This window comes from Paenibacillus sp. FSL R5-0912 (assembly GCF_000758605.1).
In the GTDB taxonomy this organism is placed as follows: Bacteria; Bacillota; Bacilli; order Paenibacillales; family Paenibacillaceae; genus Paenibacillus_AQ.
The window spans coordinates 4,707,161-4,728,470 of the sequence record NZ_CP009282.1 but is presented as its reverse complement, the minus strand read 5'-3'; the positions used below and the strand labels follow the sequence as shown (position 1 = coordinate 4,728,470).

General features: G+C 56.4%; 5 protein-coding genes. All 5 read left to right on the top strand.

Annotated features, from left to right (window positions below; translation table 11 throughout):
- Positions 1–41 precede the first annotated feature (41 nt).
- The 5 genes from R50912_RS20000 to R50912_RS19980 all read left to right on the top strand — a co-directional run bounded on the left by R50912_RS20000 (position 42) and on the right by R50912_RS19980 (position 21,204).
- Positions 42–491 (top strand): hypothetical protein, encoded by a 450-nt coding sequence (locus tag R50912_RS20000; RefSeq protein WP_042237352.1) that lies wholly within the window; start codon positions 42–44, stop codon positions 489–491.
- Entirely contained in the window at positions 488–17,887 is a 17,400-nt protein-coding gene (locus tag R50912_RS35950; RefSeq protein ID WP_042237351.1) for a calcium-binding protein, read from the top strand. The genes R50912_RS20000 and R50912_RS35950 overlap by 4 nt, the downstream gene beginning before the upstream one ends.
- Positions 17,888–18,691: 804 nt before the next feature.
- Positions 18,692–19,573, top strand: coding sequence for an AraC family transcriptional regulator (locus tag R50912_RS19990; RefSeq protein ID WP_042237349.1), 882 nt, complete (start codon positions 18,692–18,694; stop codon positions 19,571–19,573).
- 168 nt (positions 19,574–19,741) lie between these two features.
- A complete protein-coding gene (locus R50912_RS19985; RefSeq protein WP_042237347.1) occupies positions 19,742–20,584 on the top strand; it encodes a GNAT family N-acetyltransferase in 843 nt (280 codons plus the stop codon).
- 95 nt (positions 20,585–20,679) lie between these two features.
- Complete coding sequence (locus R50912_RS19980; RefSeq protein ID WP_042237345.1) at positions 20,680–21,204, top strand: hypothetical protein; 525 nt, start codon at positions 20,680–20,682, stop codon at positions 21,202–21,204.
- Positions 21,205–21,310: the final 106 nt, after the last annotated feature.

Below are 21,310 nucleotides of genomic sequence, written 5' to 3'. Positions count from 1 at the left end.
GAAGGCATCGCCAAATGAAATGTACAAGGGAGAGATGATCAGTGGCATTCATTAATGAAAAAATACCTGCAGCCGACCGAGAATGGTTTAATTCCTTCCAACTCAAAGATCCGTTTACCCGTAAACCGCTGGAATCACGGTCTTGGACGATCGATCGTGAGCGGAACGCTTTCCTGGTCGGATTGGGCGGACAAGGCGATTATGAATCCGACGTCCCGATGTATTATGCGCTTGTCTGGAAGGGAAATGTCATCTGCATGGATACGTACAGCACCGGTACGGGCAATGTGAGCTCGGGAATCGAAATGTTCTGGAAGATCACTAAAATTGAAGCGCCCGGAAATCTGCTCCAGGATCACGAACAATTGGTTGAATTGATTAAAGAATCGTTGGACGCCAAAGGATTTGCCGGCAGAAGAGATTGCGTTACCGGTGTCCATTTCGATTACATCGCAACACCCGGCTTTGCGATGGGAGGCGTCAAGCAATGACGACCAAGTTCGATATTATCGACGATATCGAGTCATGGCGCTCCAGGCACGGCATACCGGAGAACGCCGAACTGACCCGTGCGCAAAAGGTGCAGCTCGCCCAGGATATCCAGGCGAGTGTAGGAAAGATTTCTTTCAAGGTGCCTGAAGGCGGGAATATTATTCCCTACAATGGATGGATTGGCGATACTCCCGCATGGCAGATCGCCGATGCGGTTTCGAACAGTAGCGGAGGCACGCTGTATTATATCAGCGATACGGAAGCCGGAGAGCTATTGAATAATGCGGAATTCAAAGCCGCAGTACAACAGGCGTCCGGCAGCCCGGAGCTCGCCGGTGAAATGCTCAACGGCTACAAAGTGAACGGCGTCCGCACTCCGTTTGGCTATGAAGGGGTGCTTTCCCTTAATGATTTTGTTTCCAGGGAGGTTATGCTCGCCAATGCCCACGGCAATGTAATCACATTAACGTCGGGCTCGACGCCGGACAGCGTCTGGACGCTGACGGAGCTGCGTACCCTGCTGGATATGCCACAGGTCAACAGCATTGACGGTATCCCTAAGGAGGATTTGTTAAAGGCCAAGGATTGGTTCATGAAAGAGCTTGGCTACTCCGAAGCCAAGGCGCTGGATGGCTTGAGAGAAGCGATATCTTATAAATCAAGTGCCAATATGTCCTTGATTGATGTGTATAGGGGACCGCAGACGATTGTGGTAGATCCCAAAGGTGAGGCTGTCGTTAAGCCAGGCGAAATTCTGGGGGTTGATGTCGCCAGACTGACGGGAGGGTCTACCCGCGTTCCCGAGGGAACCGCCAGCGTCCAGTCGCTGAGCCAAATGGAAGGACGATTGTCCCAGGCTGAATTGAACGCCAAATATCCGAGGCTGGCCGAAATTTCTGAGAGTATAAAGGGATCGAACAATTCAGTTGCCGCCAGAACGACCGAGATCGTCCAGTACATGGACCGGACTCTTGTGGAAACGCCGGGCGTCAGCACGAGTTCTACTCTGGCCGATGCCGCCCGCTATACCCGTGTGAGAGGGGGAGCGCTGAAGGCTCTGGGCATCGTTGGCGGCGTAATGCTCGCCGTGGATGCTGTCAATATGATCGGCGATGCAAGCGCGGCATATGCGTCCGGCGATACGGAACTAGGCAATACAATTATCCGCGACTGGACGTTGGAAACGGCGGGAGGGCTAGTGACCTCACAGTTGTTTATGGAAGCCGTTGCGCCTATAGCGCTGGCGCTCGGAGCGACAGGGGGACCGGTTGGCATCGCCGCGGGACTCTTGCTGGAGGTTGGGGCGGGCATCGTAGGCTGGATTGTCGGAAGCGAGCTCGGACACGGCCTTAGCGACCTGATTGGAAGCATCTTCGGTCTGTTCCAGAACGCCGAAGCAATGACCTCTTGCCCGCTCGTGCTCGATCTGGACGGAGACGGAGTGGAAACGACAACGATCCAGAACGGTATTGCTTTTGACCATGACAACAACAGCTTTGCCGAGAAATCGGCTTGGGTCGGCAAGGACGACGGTCTGCTGGTCCGGGACTTAAACGGTAACGGCCGGATCGACAGCGGGCAGGAATTGTTCGGCAACAACACGCTTTTGTCAGGTGGGAACAAGGCTGCCAATGGATTTTCGGCGCTGGCCGATCTTGACGATAACCATGACGGTAAAATCGACGCCGCCGATGCCGTATTTAGCCAGCTGAACATCTGGAGGGACCTGGACGGGGACGGCATAACGGACGCCGGAGAGCTGGTATCTCTCCAGGACGCCGGCGTGGCCTCTATTTTTACAGGCTACAGCTCAGGCACTTTTGTCGATGCCCAGGGCAACGAACATAAGCAGACCGGAACGTATACCCGGACCGACGGAACGACTGCAGCCGTGAGTGACGTCTGGTTCAAGACCGACAAGGTGAACTCCACCTCCACGCAGCTGCTGCCGGTTACGTCCGAAATCGCGGCATTGCCGGATTTAAAGGGATTCGGTAACGTCAATAGTCTGCACCAGGCGATGCTTAGGGACACTACCGGACATCTCAAAGCATTGGTGATGCGATTTGCAGCTGAACCGGACATAAACTTCCGCAAACAACTGTCAGTCGACATTATTTATGCCTGGACCGGGGTCGAGACCATCAATCCGAATCAGCGTGGAGGTAATATCGATGCCCGGAAGCTGGAGGCGCTAGAGAAGCTTTTTGGAAAGAAATATCAGGAAGCCACGAACGGACAGGGCGGCAACCCGATAACAAACGCGGCGGCTCTGCTTTCGGATACTTTCAATCAACTGGCAGGCACGGTGTATTCCCAATTGACGGCGCAGACCCGATTGAAGGAATTTTACAGCAGGCTTACCTTGGCCTGGGATGCGACGACGGAAAGCGTAAAATTTGATTTGTCGGGGATCGCAATCGATATTATGAATGTGATGTCCACAGATGAACAGGCGGGCAAGGCGAAGCTTAACGAGGTGGCGGCCAGCATTCATCAATTGGAACTGACGGATTATGTCAACATTGAAAGCTTCCGCAAGACGTTTGCGGCCAAGGGACCAGAGTATGCGCTAATTATCGATATAGCCGGGAGATCCGAAGTGCTCGGCTCGCGGGAGAACGACACCTTTACCGGAACAAACATGGATGAGGTGTTCTGGGGACTGGAAGGCGACGATACCATTTCCGGGGGCGGCGGCAAAGACTTCCTGTTCGGCGACAGAGGGAACGATACCCTTTTTGGCGGTGAGTTGAATGACAAGCTTGTGGGGGGGACCGGTGATGATCGCTTAAACGGCGGCAACGGCGACGATGTGCTGGACGGTGGAGCCGGAAATGACGTGATGTACGGCGGTGACAGCAGCGACACCTCCAATAACCGGGGCAACGGCAACGATACGTACCTCTTTGGCCGGGGCTATGGCCAGGATACGATTGTCGATTATGACGCCACGGCGTACAACGCGGATCTTGTTAAGCTGGACGAATCCGTGCAGCCGGGGGATGTAAAGCTGCGGCGCAGCGGCAACCATCTGGAGTTATCCGTTATCGGTACCGATGATAAGCTGACCATATGGAATTATTTCGACGCCAACGGCAGCTATGTAGTGGAAACGGTACACTTCTCCGAAGGAACGGTTTGGAACACGGATTATATCCGGCAAGCTGTATTAAGTGTGGACGGAACCGAATCCAGTGAGAGCCTTTCCGGTTATGAGGGCAATGACAGCATTTACGGTTATGGCGGCGAAGATACCTTGACCGGAGCGGCGGGCGCCGATCTGCTGTACGGGGGTTATGGGGACGATCGGCTATATGGCAACGATGGCGGGGACCACTTGGAAGGCGAAGGGGGAGGCGACGTTCTGTACGGCGGAGCCGGAGTCGATGTGCTGGACGGCGGCAGTGGCAACGATACGCTGTACGGCGGCGACAGCAGCGATACCTCCTACAACCGAAGCAACGGCAACGATACGTATCTGTTCGGGCGGGGCTACGGTCAAGACACGATTATCGACTATGACGGTACGGAGGGGAATGCCGACGTCATCCGGTTTGCAGCCGACGTGAAGCCGAGCGACGTTACCGTGCGGCGCAGCGGCACAAATCTGGAGCTGATGATTAACGGCACGAGCGACAAGCTGACAGTGTCCAGCTTCTTCGATGCCAGCGGCAAATATGTCGTGGAATCGGCGGTGTTTACCGACGGGACCGTTTGGGACACGGACGCGCTTCAGACGGCGGCGCTGAACATCGACGGCAGCGAAGCCAGTGAGACGCTGTCCGGGTATGAGACGAACGACACGCTGCGGGGTTATGGCGGCGACGACCGTTTGTACGGTGGAGCCGGGGACGATGTGCTGGACGGGGGTACGGGCAACGACACCTTGTATGGCGGAGATAACAGTGATTCGGCAGCCCGCTTTAACGGAAACGACATATACCTGTTCGGTCGGGGCTCCGGCCAGGACACGATTGTCGACTACGACGGCACGGAAGGCAACGCGGACGTGATCCGGTTTGCGGCCGACGTGAAGCCGGGAGACGTTACCGTGCGGCGCAGCGGCACAAGTCTGGAGCTGCTGATTAATGGCACAAGCGACAAACTGACGGTGTCGAGCTTCTTCGACGCCAGCGGCCGGTACGTCGTGGAGTCAGCTGTGTTTGCCGACGGGACCGTATGGGACGAAGCGGCGCTTCGGACGGCTGCGCTGAACATCGACGGCAGCGAATCCGGCGAAACGTTGTCCGGGTATGAGACGAACGATACGCTGCAGGGTTATGGCGGCGACGACCGTCTGTACGGTGGAGCCGGGGATGATGTGCTGGACGGCGGCGCAGGCAACGATACGTTGTACGGTGGCGATCCATATGACACGTCATATACGCGTGCCAACGGCAACGACACGTACCTGTTCGGCCGTGGTTACGGTCAGGACACGATTGTCGACTACGACGGTACGGCGGGCAACACGGACGTGATCCGGTTTGTAGCCGACGTGAAGCCGGACGATATCACCGTGCGGCGGAGCGGCAGCAGCCTGGAACTGCTGATTAACGACACAAGCGACAAGCTGACGGTGTCGAACTATTTTGAGACAAGCGGCAAATATATCGTGGAATCGGTCCAATTCGCCGACGGCACGGTGTGGAATGAGGCCGCGGTGCGGGCGGCGGTGCGCAACATCACGGGCGGCGAGGCGAGCGAATCGCTGACCGGCTACGAGGACAACGACATCCTGCTCGGATACGGCGGAGACGACACGCTGAGCGGCGGTGCCGGGGACGATGTGCTGGACGGCGGCAACGGCAACGATACCCTGTATGGCAACGCCGGCAATGACCGGCTGCAGGGCGGTCAAGGAGCGGATATGCTGCAGGGCGGCCTTGGAGACGACGTGCAGGACGGCGGCGCGGGCAACGATACGTTGTATGGCGGCGACAGCAGCGATACGTACTATACACGCGCCAATGGAAACGACACGTATCTGTTCGGTCGGAACTCCGGTCAGGATACGATCGTTGACTATGACGGCACGGCAGGCAATGCCGATGTCATTCGGTTCGCGGCCGACGTGAAACCGGGCGACGTTACCGTGCGACGGAGCGGCAGCAGTCTGGAGCTGCTGATTAACGGCACGAGCGACAAGCTGACGGTGGCGAGCTTCTTTGACGCCAGCGGCCGGTACGTCGTGGAGTCGGCGGTATTCGCTGACGGGACCGTATGGGACGAAGCGGCGCTACGGACGGCGGCACTAAATATCGACGGCAGCGACGGCAGCGACGCCAGTGAAACGCTGTCCGGGTATGAGACGAATGACACGCTGCGGGGGTACGGCGGCGATGACCGCTTGAACGGCGGTGCGGGCGACGACGTGCTGGACGGCGGTGCGGGCAACGACACATTGTACGGTGGCGATCCATATGACACGTCATATACGCGCGCCAACGGCAACGACACGTACCTATTCGGCCGGGGCTATGGTCAGGACACGATTGTCGACTACGACGGCACGGCGGGTAACACGGACGTGATCCAGTTTGCGGCCGACGTGAATCCGGGTGACATCACCGTGCGGCGGAGCGGCAGCAGCCTGGAGTTGCTGATTAACGGCACGAACGACAAGCTGACGGTCGCGAACTATTTTGAGACAAGCGGCAAATATGTCGTGGAATTGGTTCAATTTGCTGATGGTACGGTGTGGAATGAGGCTGCAGTACGGGCGGCGGCGCGTAACGTCAAGGGCAGCGAAGCCAGCGAATCGTTGACCGGGTACGAGGACAACGACATCCTGCTCGGTTACGGCGGCGACGACACGCTGAGCGGCGGCGACGGGGACGATGTGCTAGACGGAGGCAACGGCAACGATACCCTGTATGGCAACGCCGGCAATGACCGGCTGCAGGGCGGTCAAGGAGCGGACATGCTGCAGGGCGGAGCCGGGGATGACGTGCTGGACGGAGGCGCAGGCAACGATACGTTGTATGGCGGCGACAGCAGCGATACTTACTATACGCGTGCCAATGGCAACGATACGTATCTGTTCGGCCGAGGCTCCGGTCAGGACACGATCGTCGACTATGACGGCACGGCAGGCAACGCGGACATGATCCGGTTCGCGGCCGACGTGAAGCCGGGAGACGTTACCGTGCGGCGCAGCGGTACGAATCTGGAGTTGCAGATCAACGGCACAAGCGACAAGCTGACGGTGGCGAGCTTCTTCGACGCCAGCGGCCGGTATGTCGTGGAGTCGGCAGTGTTTGCTGACGGGACCGTATGGGACGAAGCGGCGCTTCGGACGGCGGCACTGAGCGTTGACGGCAGTGAAGTCGGCGAAACATTGTCCGGGTATGACACGAACGACAAGCTGCGGGGGTACGGCGGCGATGACCGTCTGTATGGCGGGGCCGGGGACGATGTGCTGGACGGCGGTGCGGGCAACGACACGTTGTACGGTGGCGATCCATATGACGCTTCATATACGCGTGCCAACGGCAACGACACGTACCTGTTCGGCCGGGGTTACGGTCAGGATACGATTCTTGATTACGATGGTTCGGAGGGGAATGCCGACGTCATCCGGTTTGCGGCCGACGTGAAGCCAAGCGACGTTACTGTGCGGCGGAGCGGCAGCAGCCTGGAGCTGCTGATTAACGGCACGAGCGACAAGCTGACGGTCTCGAACTATTTTGAACCTAGCGGCAAATATATCGTGGAATCGGTCCAGTTCGCCGACGGCACGGTGTGGAATGAGGCCGTAGTGCGGGCGGCTTCGCGTAATGTCACGGGCAGCGAGGCGAGCGAATCGCTCACCGGGTACGAGGACAACGACATCCTGCTCGGGTATGGCGGAGACGACACGCTGAGCGGCGGGGCTGGGGATGATGTACTGGACGGCGGCGATGGCAACGATACCCTGTATGGCAACGCCGGCAATGACCGGCTGCTGGGCGGCCAAGGAGTGGATATGCTGCAGGGCGGAGCCGGGGACGACGTGCTGGACGGCGGCGATGGCAACGATACGTTGTATGGCGGCGACAGCAGCGATACGTACTATACGCGTGCCAATGGCAACGACACGTATCTGTTCGGTCGGAACTCCGGTCAGGATACGATCGTTGACTATGACGGCACGGCAGGCAATGCCGACGTCATTCGGTTCGCGGCCGACGTGAAACCGGGCGACGTTACCGTGCGACGGAACGGCAGCAGTCTGGAGCTGCTGATTAACGGCACGAGCGACAAGCTGACGGTGGCGAGCTTCTTTGACGCCAGCGGCCGGTACGTCGTGGAGTCGGCGGTATTCGCTGACGGGACCGTATGGGACGAAGCGGCGCTTCGGACGGCGGCGCTGAATATCGACGGTAGCGAAGCCAGCGAGACGCTGTCCGGGTATGACACGAACGACAAGCTGCGGGGGCACGGCGGGGACGACCGTCTGTATGGCGGGGCCGGGGACGACGTGCTGGACGGCGGCGGAGGGAACGACACGTTGTACGGTGGCGATCCATATGACACGTCATACACGCGTGCTAACGGGAACGATACGTATCTGTTCGGCCGGGGCTATGGTCAGGACACGATTGTCGACTACGACGGCACGGCGGGCAACACGGACGTGATCCAATTTGCGGCCGACGTGAAGCCGTACGACATCACCGTGCGGCGGAGCGGCAGCAGCCTGGAGCTGCTGATTAACGGCACGAACGATAAGCTGACGGTCTCGAACTATTTTGAGCCAAGCGGCAAATACGTTGTAGAATCGGTTCAGTTTGCCGACGGCACGGTGTGGGACAGTGCCTTTATTGGGACGCATCTTTCAACAAGTCCGGCCAATGGAACGGGGTTGACTCTCTCCGGCACGTCTAATAACGATCAACTGACAGGCGGTGCTGATCAGGATGTGATCAGCGGCGGGGCTGGAGATGATGTGCTGGACGGAGGCGCAGGCAACGATATGCTGTACGGCGGCGATCGATACGATACCTCGTACTCTCGCGCCAACGGCAACGACACGTACCTGTTCGGCCGCGGTTACGGTCAGGACACGATAGTCGACTACGACGGCACGGCGGGTAACACGGACGTGATCCGGTTTGCGGCCGACGTGAAGCCGGACGATATCACCGTGCGGCGGAGCGGCAGCAGCCTGGAACTGCTGATTAACGGCACGAGCGATAAGCTGACGGTCGCGAACTATTTTGAGCCAAGCGGCAAATATATCGTGGAATCGGTTCAATTCGCCGACGGCACGGTGTGGAATGAGGCCGCGGTGCGGGCGGCGGCGCGTAACGTCAAGGGCAGCGAAGCCAGCGAATCGTTGACCGGGTACGAGGACAACGACATCCTGCTCGGTTACGGCGGCGACGACACGCTGAGCGGCGGCGACGGGGACGATGTGCTAGACGGAGGCAACGGCAACGATACCCTGTATGGCAACGCCGGCAATGACCGGCTGCTGGGCGGCCAAGGAGTGGATATGCTGCAGGGCGGAGCCGGGGATGACGTGCTGGACGGAGGCGCGGGCAACGATACGTTGTATGGCGGCGACAGCAGCGATACGTACTATACGCGTGCCAATGGCAACGATACGTATCTGTTCGGCCGAGGCTCCGGTCAGGACACGATTATTGACTATGACGGCACGGCAGGCAATGCCGACGTCATTCGGTTCGCGGCCGACGTGAAACCGGGCGACGTTACCGTGCGACGGAACGGCAGCAGTCTGGAGCTGCTGATTAACGGCACGAGCGACAAGCTGACGGTGGCGAGCTTCTTTGACGCCAGCGGCCGGTACGTCGTGGAGTCGGCGGTATTCGCTGACGGGACCGTATGGGACGAAGCGGCGCTTCGGACGGCGGCACTGAACGTTGACGGCAGTGAAGTCGGCGAAACATTGTCCGGGTATGACACGAACGACACGCTGCGGGGGTACGGCGGCGATGACCGCTTGAACGGCGGTGCGGGCGACGACGTGCTGGACGGCGGCGCAGGCAACGACACGTTGTACGGTGGCGATCCATATGACACGTCATATACGCGCGCCAACGGCAACGACACGTACCTATTCGGCCGGGGCTATGGTCAGGACACGATTGTCGACTACGACGGCACGGCGGGCAACACGGACGTGATCCAGTTTGCGGCCGACGTGAATCCGGGTGACATCACCGTGCGGAGGAGCGGCAGCAGCCTGGAGTTGCTGATTAACGGCACGAACGACAAGCTGACGGTCGCGAACTATTTTGAGACAAGCGGCAAATATGTCGTGGAATTGGTTCAATTTGCTGATGGTACGGTGTGGAATGAGGCTGCAGTACGGGCGGCGGCGCGTAACGTCAAGGGCAGCGAAGCCAGCGAATCGTTGACCGGGTACGAGGACAACGACATCCTGCTCGGGTACGGCGGCGACGACACGCTGAGCGGCGGCGACGGGGACGATGTGCTAGACGGAGGCAACGGCAACGATACCCTGTATGGCAACGCCGGCAATGACCGGCTGCAGGGCGGTCAAGGAGCGGACATGCTGCAGGGCGGAGCCGGGGATGACGTGCTGGACGGAGGCGCAGGCAATGATACGTTGTATGGCGGCGACAGCAGCGATACGTACTATACACGCGCCAATGGAAACGACACGTATCTGTTCGGTCGGAACTCCGGTCAGGATACGATCGTTGACTATGACGGCACGGCAGGCAATGCCGACGTCATTCGGTTCGCGGCCGACGTGAAACCGGGCGACGTTACTGTGCGGCGGAACGGCAGCAGTCTGGAGCTGCTGATTAACGGCACGAGCGACAAGCTGACGGTGGCGAGCTTCTTTGACGCCAGCGGCCGGTACGTCGTGGAGTCGGCGGTATTCGCTGACGGGACCGTATGGGACGAAGCGGCGCTACGGACGGCGGCACTAAATATCGACGGCAGCGACGCCAGTGAAACGCTGTCCGGGTATGAGACGAATGACACGCTGCGGGGGGATGGCGGCGACGACCGTTTGTACGGCAGCGCGGGAGACGATGTGCTGGACGGCGGTGCGGGGAGCGATACCTTGTATGGCGGCGACAGCAGCGACACGTCGTATACGCGGGCCAACGGGAACGATACGTATCTGTTCGGACGTGGCTTCGGTCAGGATACGATCGTTGATTACGATGGCACGGCGGGTAACACGGACGTGATCCGGTTTTCTGCCGAAGTGAAGCCGGACGATATCACCGTGCGGCGGAGCGGCAGCAGCCTGGAGCTGCTGATTAACAGCACGAACGATAAGCTGACAGTCTCGAACTATTTTGAGCCAAGCGGCAAATATATCGTGGAATCGGTCCAATTCGCCGACGGCACGGTGTGGAATGAGGCCGCGGTGCGGGCGGCGGCGCGTAACGTCACGGGCAGCGAGGCGAGCGAATCGCTGACCGGGTACGAGGACAACGACATCCTGCTCGGTTACGGCGGAGACGACACGCTGAGCGGCGGTGCCGGGGACGATGTGCTGGACGGCGGCAACGGCAATGACACCTTGTATGGCAACGCCGGCAATGACCGGCTGCTGGGTGGCCAAGGCGGAGATACGCTGCAGGGCGGCCTTGGAGACGACGTGCAGGACGGCGGCGCGGGCAACGATACACTGTACGGCGGTGATAATAGTGATTCGGCCACCCGCTTTAACGGCAATGACACGTACTTGTTCGGGCGGGGCTCCGGGCAGGATACGATTATAGACTACGATGGCACGGAGGGCAATGCCGATGTCATTCGGTTCGCGGCCGACGTGAAACCGGGCGACGTTACCGTGCGGCGGAGCGGCAGCAGTCTGGAGCTGCTGATTAACGGCACGAGCGACAAGCTGACGGTGGCGAGCTTCTTTGACGCCAGCGGCCGGTACGTCGTGGAGTCGGCGGTATTCGCCGACGGGACCGTATGGGACGAAGCGGCGCTTCGGACGGCGGCACTGAATATCGACGGCAGCGACGCCAGTGAAACGCTGTCCGGGTATGAGACGAACGACACGCTGCGGGGGTACGGCGGCGATGACCGCTTGAACGGCGGTGCGGGCGACGACATGCTGGACGGCGGTGCGGGCAACGACACGTTGTACGGTGGCGATCCATATGACACGTCATATACGCGCGCCAACGGCAACGACACGTACCTGTTCGGCCGGGGCTATGGTCAGGACACGATTGTCGACTACGACGGCACGGCGGGTAACACGGACGTGATCCAGTTTGCGGCCGACGTGAAGCCGGGCGACATTACTGTGCGGCGGAGCGGCAGCAGCCTGGAACTGCTGATTAACGGCACGAGCGATAAGCTGACGGTCGCGAACTATTTTGAGCCAAGCGGCAAATATATCGTGGAATCGGTTCAATTCGCCGACGGCACGGTGTGGAATGAGGCTGCAGTACGGGCGGCGGCGCGTAACGTCAAGGGCAGCGAAGCCAGCGAATCGTTGACCGGGTACGAGGACAACGACATCCTGCTCGGTTACGGCGGCGACGACACGCTGAGCGGCGGCGACGGGGACGATGTGCTAGACGGAGGCAACGGCAACGATACCCTGTATGGCAACGCCGGCAATGACCGGCTGCAGGGCGGTCAAGGAACGGACATGCTGCAGGGCGGAGCCGGGGATGACGTGCTGGACGGAGGCGCAGGCAACGATACGTTGTATGGCGGCGACAGCAGCGATACGTACTATACGCGTGCCAATGGCAACGACACATACCTGTTCGGTCGGGGCTCCGGCCAGGACACGATTGTCGACTACGACGGCACGGAAGGCAACGCTGACGTGATCCGGTTTGCGGCCGACGTGAAGCCGGGAGACGTTACCGTGCGGCGCAGCGGTACGAATCTGGAGTTGCAGATCAACGGCACAAGCGACAAGCTGACGGTGGCGAGCTTCTTCGACGCCAGCGGCCGGTATGTGGTGGAGTCGGCGGTATTCGCCGACGGGACCGTATGGGACGAAGCCGCGCTTCGGACGGCGGCACTGAACGTTGACGGCAGTGAAGTCGGCGAAACACTGTCCGGGTATGAGACGAATGACACGCTGCGGGGGGATGGCGGCGATGACCGTCTGTATGGCGGGGCCGGGGACGATGTGCTGGACGGCGGTGCGGGCAACGACACGTTGTACGGTGGCGATCCATATGACACGTCATATACGCGCGCCAACGGCAACGACACGTACCTGTTCGGCCGGGGTTACGGTCAGGATACGATTCTTGATTACGATGGTTCGGAGGGGAATGCCGACGTGATCCGGTTTGCGGCCGACGTGAAGCCAAGCGACGTTACTGTGCGGCGGAGCGGCAGCAGCCTGGAGCTGCTGATTAACGGCACGAGCGACAAACTGACGGTCGCGAACTATTTTGAACCTAGCGGCAAATATATCGTGGAATCGGTCCAGTTCGCCGACGGCACGGTGTGGAATGAGGCCGTAGTTCGGGCGGCGGTGCGCAACGTCACGGGCAGCCAGGCGAGCGAATCGCTGACTGGGTACGAGGACAACGACATCCTGCTCGGTTTCGGCGGAGACGATACGCTGAGTGGCGGCGCAGGGAACGATGAGTTGAACGGCGGCGACGGCGCCGACAAACTGTACGGCAACGAAGGTAACGACCGCTTGAACGGAGACGACGGCAGCGATGCTATGTATGGCGGAGCCGGCGATGATGTGCTAGACGGCGGAGACGGGAATGACACGCTGTACGGCGGGGATCAGTACGACACGTCCTATACCCGGTCCAACGGCAATGATACGTACCTTTTTGGCCGAGGCTCAGGTCAGGACATGATCATTGACTATGACGGCACGGAGGGCAATGAAGACGTTATTCAATTTGCGGCAGGCGTGTTGGCAAGCGACGTAACGCTGCGGCGCAATGGCAGCAATCTGGAACTGCTGATTAACGGCACGGCTGACAAACTTACGGTGTTGAACTACTTTGAAGCGGGCGGCAAATACAAAGTTGAGTCCATCCGCTTCGCTGACGGCACGGTTTGGAACGGATCTCACATCAGTACGGCGGCGCTGCTGATTCAGGGCGGCGAAGCCGGCGAGACGCTGAACGGTTATGAAGGCGACGACACCTTGTTTGGATTCGGCGGCAACGACGCCTTGTCCGGGGCAGCAGGCTCAGACAGTCTGTACGGCGGCGACGGCCGGGATACGCTGTACGGCAATGAAGGGGATGACCGTCTGTATGGTGAAGACGGCAACGATGTCTTGTACGGCGGCTCGGGCAATGACGTGCTGGACGGAGGTGCAGGTAACGACACCTTGTCCGGCGGTGATCAATACGATACATCCTATACGCGCGTCAACGGGAACGATACGTACCTGTTTGGCCGTGGCTCCGGCCAAGATACGATTTTCGACTACGACGGTACAGAGGGCAACTCGGACGTCATCTCTTTGACCGGCGGTCTGCTCCCAGGCGATGTATTACTTCGCCGCAGCGGAAGTAACCTGGAACTGCTCATTACCGGTACCAGTGACAAGCTGACGGTATCGAATTATTTTGAAGCCAGCGGGAAATACGTGGTGGAAACAATTCAGTTTGCCGATGGAACCGAGTGGGACAGTTCATTTGTGCGGCAAGCGGTACTGAACATCACCGGCAGCGAGAGCAATGATACGTTAAACGGCTACGAAGGCGACGATTCGATCTACGGAAATGGCGGCGATGATATCCTGTCCGGCGCAGGAGGCAACGACAAGCTGTACGGGGGCGCAGGTGCGGACCTGATCTACGGCAATGACGGAGCCGACTTGCTGTACGGCGGAGCCGAAGGGGACAAGCTGTACGGCGGCGCAAGCGATGACGTCCTGGATGGAGGCGCAGGCAATGATACGCTGTACGGCGGCGACGCCAGCGATACTTCCTATGCACGCGCAAATGGCGATGATACTTATTTGTTTGGCCGGGGTTCAGGGCAGGATACTATTATCGATTATGACGGTACGGAAGGCAACACCGACAGGGTGCAGCTTGCAGCCAGTTTGTCTCCGGATAACATAACGCTGCGCCGTACCGGCAATCATCTGGAAATCCGAATTAACCAGACCAGCGACAAGCTGACGGTATCGGATTATTTCAGCCCCGGAGGAAAGTATAGGGTTGAAGAAATATGGTTTGCCGACGGAACGGTGTGGGATTTCGATTATGTGAACAATGCCGTTCTTAGCATTCTCGGAAGCGATGAGAGCGAAACGCTGAATGGCAATGACACCAATGATATCATCTACGGCATGGGCGGTGACGATACCATAAACGCCCAGGGAGGCGACGATACGGTTTACGGCGGGACCGGCAATGATATTTTGAACGGAATGGCCGGAAACGACACGCTGGACAGTGGCGAAGGCAACGATACGCTGTACGGCGGAGCGGGCAACGACGTGCTGGACGGCGGGGCGGGGGACGATTATCTGCAGGGAAATAACGATTCACCGTCATATTCGTACAGCGGCAATGACACGTATGTGTTCGGCAAAGGCTACGGTCAGGACCGGATTTACGATTACGACACTACCGCCGGAAATGCGGACACCATTCAAATGCTGGTCAACCCTTCCGACATCGAGGTGCTGCAAAAAGACGGTCATTTGTCGCTCCGGATTATAGAAACCGGCGATCAGCTGACGGTCCAGTATTACTTCAATAGCAGCGCGTACCAGATCGAGCGGGTGACGTTTGCTGACGGCTCTGTCTGGGGTAAAGCCGAGCTTGAGGCGAATATGCTCACTAAGGGAACGGATGCTGACGATACGCTGTACGGAATGAATGATTATAATGACAGCATGTACGGGTTCGGCGGAAACGATACGCTGTACGGCTACAGCGGCGACGATACTATGAACGGCGGCGAGGGCAACGACACGTTGTACGGCGGAGCCGGAGACGATGTGCTGGACGGCGGGGCGGGGGATGATTATCTGCAGGGCAACAACGATTCCTCGTCATATTCGTACAGCGGCAACGATACCTACGTCTTCGGCAAAGGGTACGGCCAGGACCGCATTTACGATTACGACAGCAGCACCAATACGGACACTATCCATATGCTGGTTAACCCTTCCGACATCGAGGTGCTGCAAAAAGATGGTCATCTGTCGCTTCGTATTATGGAAACCGGCGATCAGCTGACAATCCAGTATTATTTCAACAGCAGCGCGTACCAGATCGAGCGGGTGACATTCGCCGACGGCACAGTCTGGGGCAAGGCCGAGCTTGAAGCCAGTGTGCTGACCAAAGGAACGGAAGAGACCGATACGCTTTTTGGAATGAATGATTATAATGACAGCATGTACGGGTTCGGCGGCAACGACACGCTGTACGGCTATAGCGGCGACGATACTATGAACGGCGGCGAGGGCAACGACACGTTGTATGGCGGAGCCGGAGACGACGTGCTGGACGGCGGGGCGGGGGACGATTATCTGCAGGGCAACAACGATTCCTCCTCATATTCGTACAGTGGTAACGATACCTACGTCTTCGGCAAAGGGTACGGCCAGGACCGCATTTACGATTACGACAGCAGCAGCACCAATACGGACACTATCCAAATGTTGGTCAACCCTTCCGACATCGAAGTGCTGCAAAAAGACGGTCATCTGTCGCTCCGGATTATCGAAACCGGTGATCAGCTGACGGTCCAGTATTACTTCAACAGCAGCGCGTACCAGATTGAGCGGGTGACGTTTGCCGATGGCACGGTCTGGGGCAAGGCCGAGCTTGAAGCCAGTGTGCTCACCAAAGGAACGGAAGAGACCGATACGCTTTATGGAATGAATGATTTTAATGACAGCATGTACGGGTTCGGCGGCAACGATACGCTGTACGGCTACAGCGGCGACGATACTATGAACGGAGGCGCCGGCAACGACACGTTGTACGGCGGAGCCGGAGACGACGTGCTGGACGGCGGGGCGGGGGACGATTATCTGCAGGGCAACAACGATTCCTCCTCATATTCGTACAGTGGCAACGATACCTACGTCTTCGGCAAAGGGTACGGCCAGGACCGCATTAACGATTACGACAGCAGCAGCACCAATACGGACACTATCCAAATGTTGGTCAACCCTTCCGACATCGAAGTGCTGCAAAAAGACGGTCATCTGTCGCTACGGATTATGGAAACCGGCGATCAGCTGACAATCCAGTATTACTTCAACAGCAGCGCGTACCAGATCGAGCGGGTGACGTTCGCCGACGGCACGGTCTGGGGCAAGGCCGAGCTTGAAGCGAATGTGCTGACCAAAGGAACAGATGAGGGCGATACCCTTTCCGGGATCAGCGGCCTTAACGATCATATGCACGGGTATGCCGGCAACGATATGCTGTACGGCTACAGCGGCAACGACTATATGTACGGCGGCGCCGGTAACGACACACTGTACGGCGGAGCGGGCAACGACGTGCTGGACGGTGGAGCGGGGGACGATTACCTTCAGGGCAACAACGACTCCTCGTCGTATTCGTACAGCGGCAGCGACACTTACGTATTCGGCAGAGGGTACGGCCAGGACCGCATTTACGATTACGACACCAGCAGCACCAATAAGGACACCATTCAAATGCTGGTTAACCCTTCCGATATCGAGGTGCTGCAAAAAGATGGTCATCTGTCGCTTCGTATTATAGAAACCGGCGATCAGCTGACAATCCAGTATTACTTCAACAGCAGCGCGTACCAGATTGAGCGGGTGACGTTCGCCGACGGCACGGTTTGGGGTAAGGCCGAGCTTGAAGCGAATGTGCTGACCAAAGGAACGGATGAGGGCGATACCCTTTCCGGAATCAGCGGTCTTAACGATCATATGTACGGGTATGCCGGAAACGATACGCTGTACGGCTACAGCGGCAACGACTATATGTACGGCGACGCCGGTAACGACACACTGTATGGCGGAGCGGGCAACGACGTGCTGGACGGAGGAGCGGGGGACGATTACCTTCAGGGCAACAACGACTCCTCGTCGTATTCGTACAGCGGCAGCGATACTTACGTATTCGGCAGAGGCTACGGCCAGGACCGTATTTATGACTATGAAACGAAAACGAATACGGACATTGTCAAGTTGCTGGTGGACAGCGATGAGGTGATTTTTTCGAAAAATGCGAGTGACTTGGTGGTTCAGATTAACGGCAGTGAAGATAAGGCAACCGTGAGCAATTGGTATACGAGCGCCGCATACCAGACAGAGCTGTTTATGGCCCAGGATGGAACGCGGATCAAGAATACACAGATTGAGCAGCTCATTCAAGCGATGGCGACCTATTCCTCTTCCACCGGAACCAGCTGGTCCCAAGCGATGAACGAACAAAGAACCGATGCGCAGCAAATTCTGGCTCAGTATTGGACTGCGGACAAGTAAAACGGCTTTATTATAAGTGATGGTGCAGCAGAGCGCCTCTACCAACCGGCTTGCCGGAACCCGTAGAGGCGCTTTCAAATTTTCATAGGTGGAGCTGCTGGCGCCGCTGTACAGTCTGGTCAAAAGAGAGGCAACGTAAAGTGGATGACGGGCAAGCAACAGACATGACATAGGACTGTTTAAAAACGTCCATTATTGGTCACCGTATGTTTAGAGCCCAGTTGGTTCGGCGCTTAAAATAATAAGTGATATAGATAAAACCTCATTAAGCAGTATAATGCAGAACAGTTTTCAAATTTCTTAAGGAACAGATGAATCTGTAAACTATAAAAACGGCAGGATGGGTATTAAGAAATCTAAATATTGTTACTTGAACTAGCAGTTGAGGACAAGAACATGGTTCGATTAGCTATTAGGTGAATATCTAAATATAAAGCACTTGTAGTTAAAGCCTCCATAAGTACAATGATAAATGCCCGTTTTCCATCCAATAAATAAATAAATTTATATAGCTTAGTATAGATTTTTACAAGGAATGAAATAGAGCGTTATGTTCTTAATGTTTATTCATCAAAAGTAGGGACTGAGAATAAAGGGACTGACCGATATATACTAGGAAACACTTTATTGAAAGAGATCTATTATGGTAAAACGTCAATGATCGGATTGTCTTCAAATTCAACTATATATCACGGCAGAATTATTGCAGCGTCCTGGGGGAGTACCCGTCAATCTGGTGCAGGAACTGTCGGAACCGCTCTCTGTATAGATGTTAATCTGATTGTGAGGAAAGGGTGATAAACGATGAACCTGCTCGAAAATATGAACGCAGCACTCTTCTATATTGAAGAGAATCTGGAGGGTGAGGTGGATGTCAGGGAGGCAGCGAGGCGGGCGTTATGCTCGGAGTATCATTTCACGCGGATGTTCTCCTTCCTGGCAGGTATTCCGCTGTCGGAATATATCCGCCGCAGACGTCTCACACTGGCCGCATTCAAACTACAGGGCAGCCAGCAGCGGATTATTGATCTGGCCCTGGAATTTGGTTATAGTTCACCAGATGCCTTCACCAAGGCTTTCCAGCTGGTTCACGGCGTGACGCCGTCGGAAGCAAGAAGTGCAGGGACACCGCTGAAGGCCTTTCCTCGGATGACTTTTCAATTAACGATCAGAGGAGGCAGTGAAATGAATTATCGTATGGAAGAGAAAGCGGCTTTTAGCATCGTCGGACTGAAGAAAAGGGTGCCTATTCAGTTCAACGGAGTGAATCCGGAAATCGCGGCAATGTGGCAGAGTCTCAATATGGAGATCATTACAGAACTGAAGCAGCTGTCCAACATCGTTCCTGCGGGGATGATCAGCGCATCGGTGAATTTCTCCGAAGGGCGGATGGCGGAACGGGGGGAGCTCGATCATTATATTGGTGTAGCTACCACGCTGGACTGCCCTCTATCCTATGCGAGACTTGAAGTCCCTGCGTCTACATGGGCTGTATTTGAAGCGGTGGGGCCGTTTCCGGATACGCTCCAGAATATCTGGGGCCGGATTTATTCCGAATGGTTCCCTTCTTCCAATTACGAGCAGGTCGAAGGGCCGGAAATCCTATGGAATGAGAGCAAGGATACAACCTCGCCAGCGTACAGAAGTGAAATATGGATACCTGTGCAGGAAGCGAAACGTCCTTAAATGCCCCGATATTCTTGTAATGGGCAGATTTACCTGTCAAAATGAATCGTGTCCGGAACGGATGCAGCATGGGCTGGCGGTATACAGAAATCTGTGGCCGGCAGCCCTTATTGCTAAGAGAACTACAGTTATACATAACCAGGACATTTGCTGAGAGGAAGGATAACAATGATAGAATTACTGACGAGTGATTACAGCAGAATCAGGCATCTCCTGAAACATAAAGACGGTGAATTTAAGTTTGTATTTGTCGGAGGCGTTATAGATCTTAACCAGCCTGGTAAAATATTTGTGAATAATATAGACCATCCGACTGCCGGAATCGTCACCAGCCGCGGGGGAAAGTATTATCTGTTCGGTGAAGAAGACGATCAACTGTTCAATCGCAGCTTGTTAGATTTCTTAGCCGATCCGGCCAATCATGCGAATTATTATGACCTGTATTTGTCGTCCCGACACTGGCTGACGGTGGTTAAAGGTCCGCTGAAAGATAATACAGTAGAGCTGAGCAGAACTCATTACATCATGAGTGACAATGCAGCAGACTCTGGGGCATCCCAGGAACAAGCTGGGGAATTCGTGCTGACACGAATGGATGAGCAGCTTTTTGAGCGGTATATTCAGGAGATGGATGATTCCTACCGCTTGCTGTGGGATTCCGCAGAGACCTATCTTGAGAAGGCTTACGGTTTCAGCTATTCGAATGAAGCTGGCTTTGTAAGCGTTTGTAACACCTTTTATCTCGGCGGAGGGTATATCGAACCGGACATCATTACACATCAGGATTACCGGAATCAAGGTTTGGCGTTTAGACTGTGTCAGGAGTTCATTGAGCTTGGCCGCATGCGGAACTTAACAACATATTGGGATTGTGACTCTGGCAATCATGCATCTAACCATCTGGCCGTTAAGTTAGGTTTGGCGAAAGTGGGCGAAATCCCCATTCTATGGTGGCATGAGAATAAGGAAGCCGTCGCGAAGTATTTAGCCAGCTATAACTATACTACATAACCTGTTCTGCACTAATTGGCAATCGTCCCGTTGAACAACCATGTATGATTCAGTTCTAATGATTCTGTAAAGGTTTCTATGTGGAGGTGAGCAATGTGCAACGAGTACGCTTATTCCTGCTGGCAGTGCTGCTTATAGCGGGCTGTAACATGAATAATGAAGTAGAGCCAGCACCAGAGCAGCAGGAAATGCCGGAAGAAATGCCCGTGGATTTCGATTTTCTCGTTCGATACGGCTATGGTGAAGTCACCAAAAATGAGATTAATACCTACAGTGATACCGTGGCAAAAGATCTGATTGTGAACGGGACAGCTACGGCGAATATTACTTTGACCGGAGATGAAATGCGCAGCATCTATGATCAAATGAGAGAAATCAACATCATGGGGAGCCTGGAACTGGTGCCTGCCAGTCATAATTGTGCCACAACCCCTTATCAGGAGGACAGCTGGCAAGTCACTGTAGACGGAGTCACCCGGAATTTAACCTGGTCTGATGAAAATTGTGAACTCACGGACGATTCCAGGCAGCTGTTGGAGCTGCGGACCTTCATAGAGGACATCGTAGCCGGTAAGGATGCGTACAAAGAATTGCCCGAAGCTGAAGGCGGCTATGATTAAAAATACGGATTAAACGGCATACGTCTGCAAGCGTACTTCTCCAGTCCGATCCCATGGGATCGGATTTTTGTTTTAATAGAACTTGGGAAAAGCAAACTGGCGGATG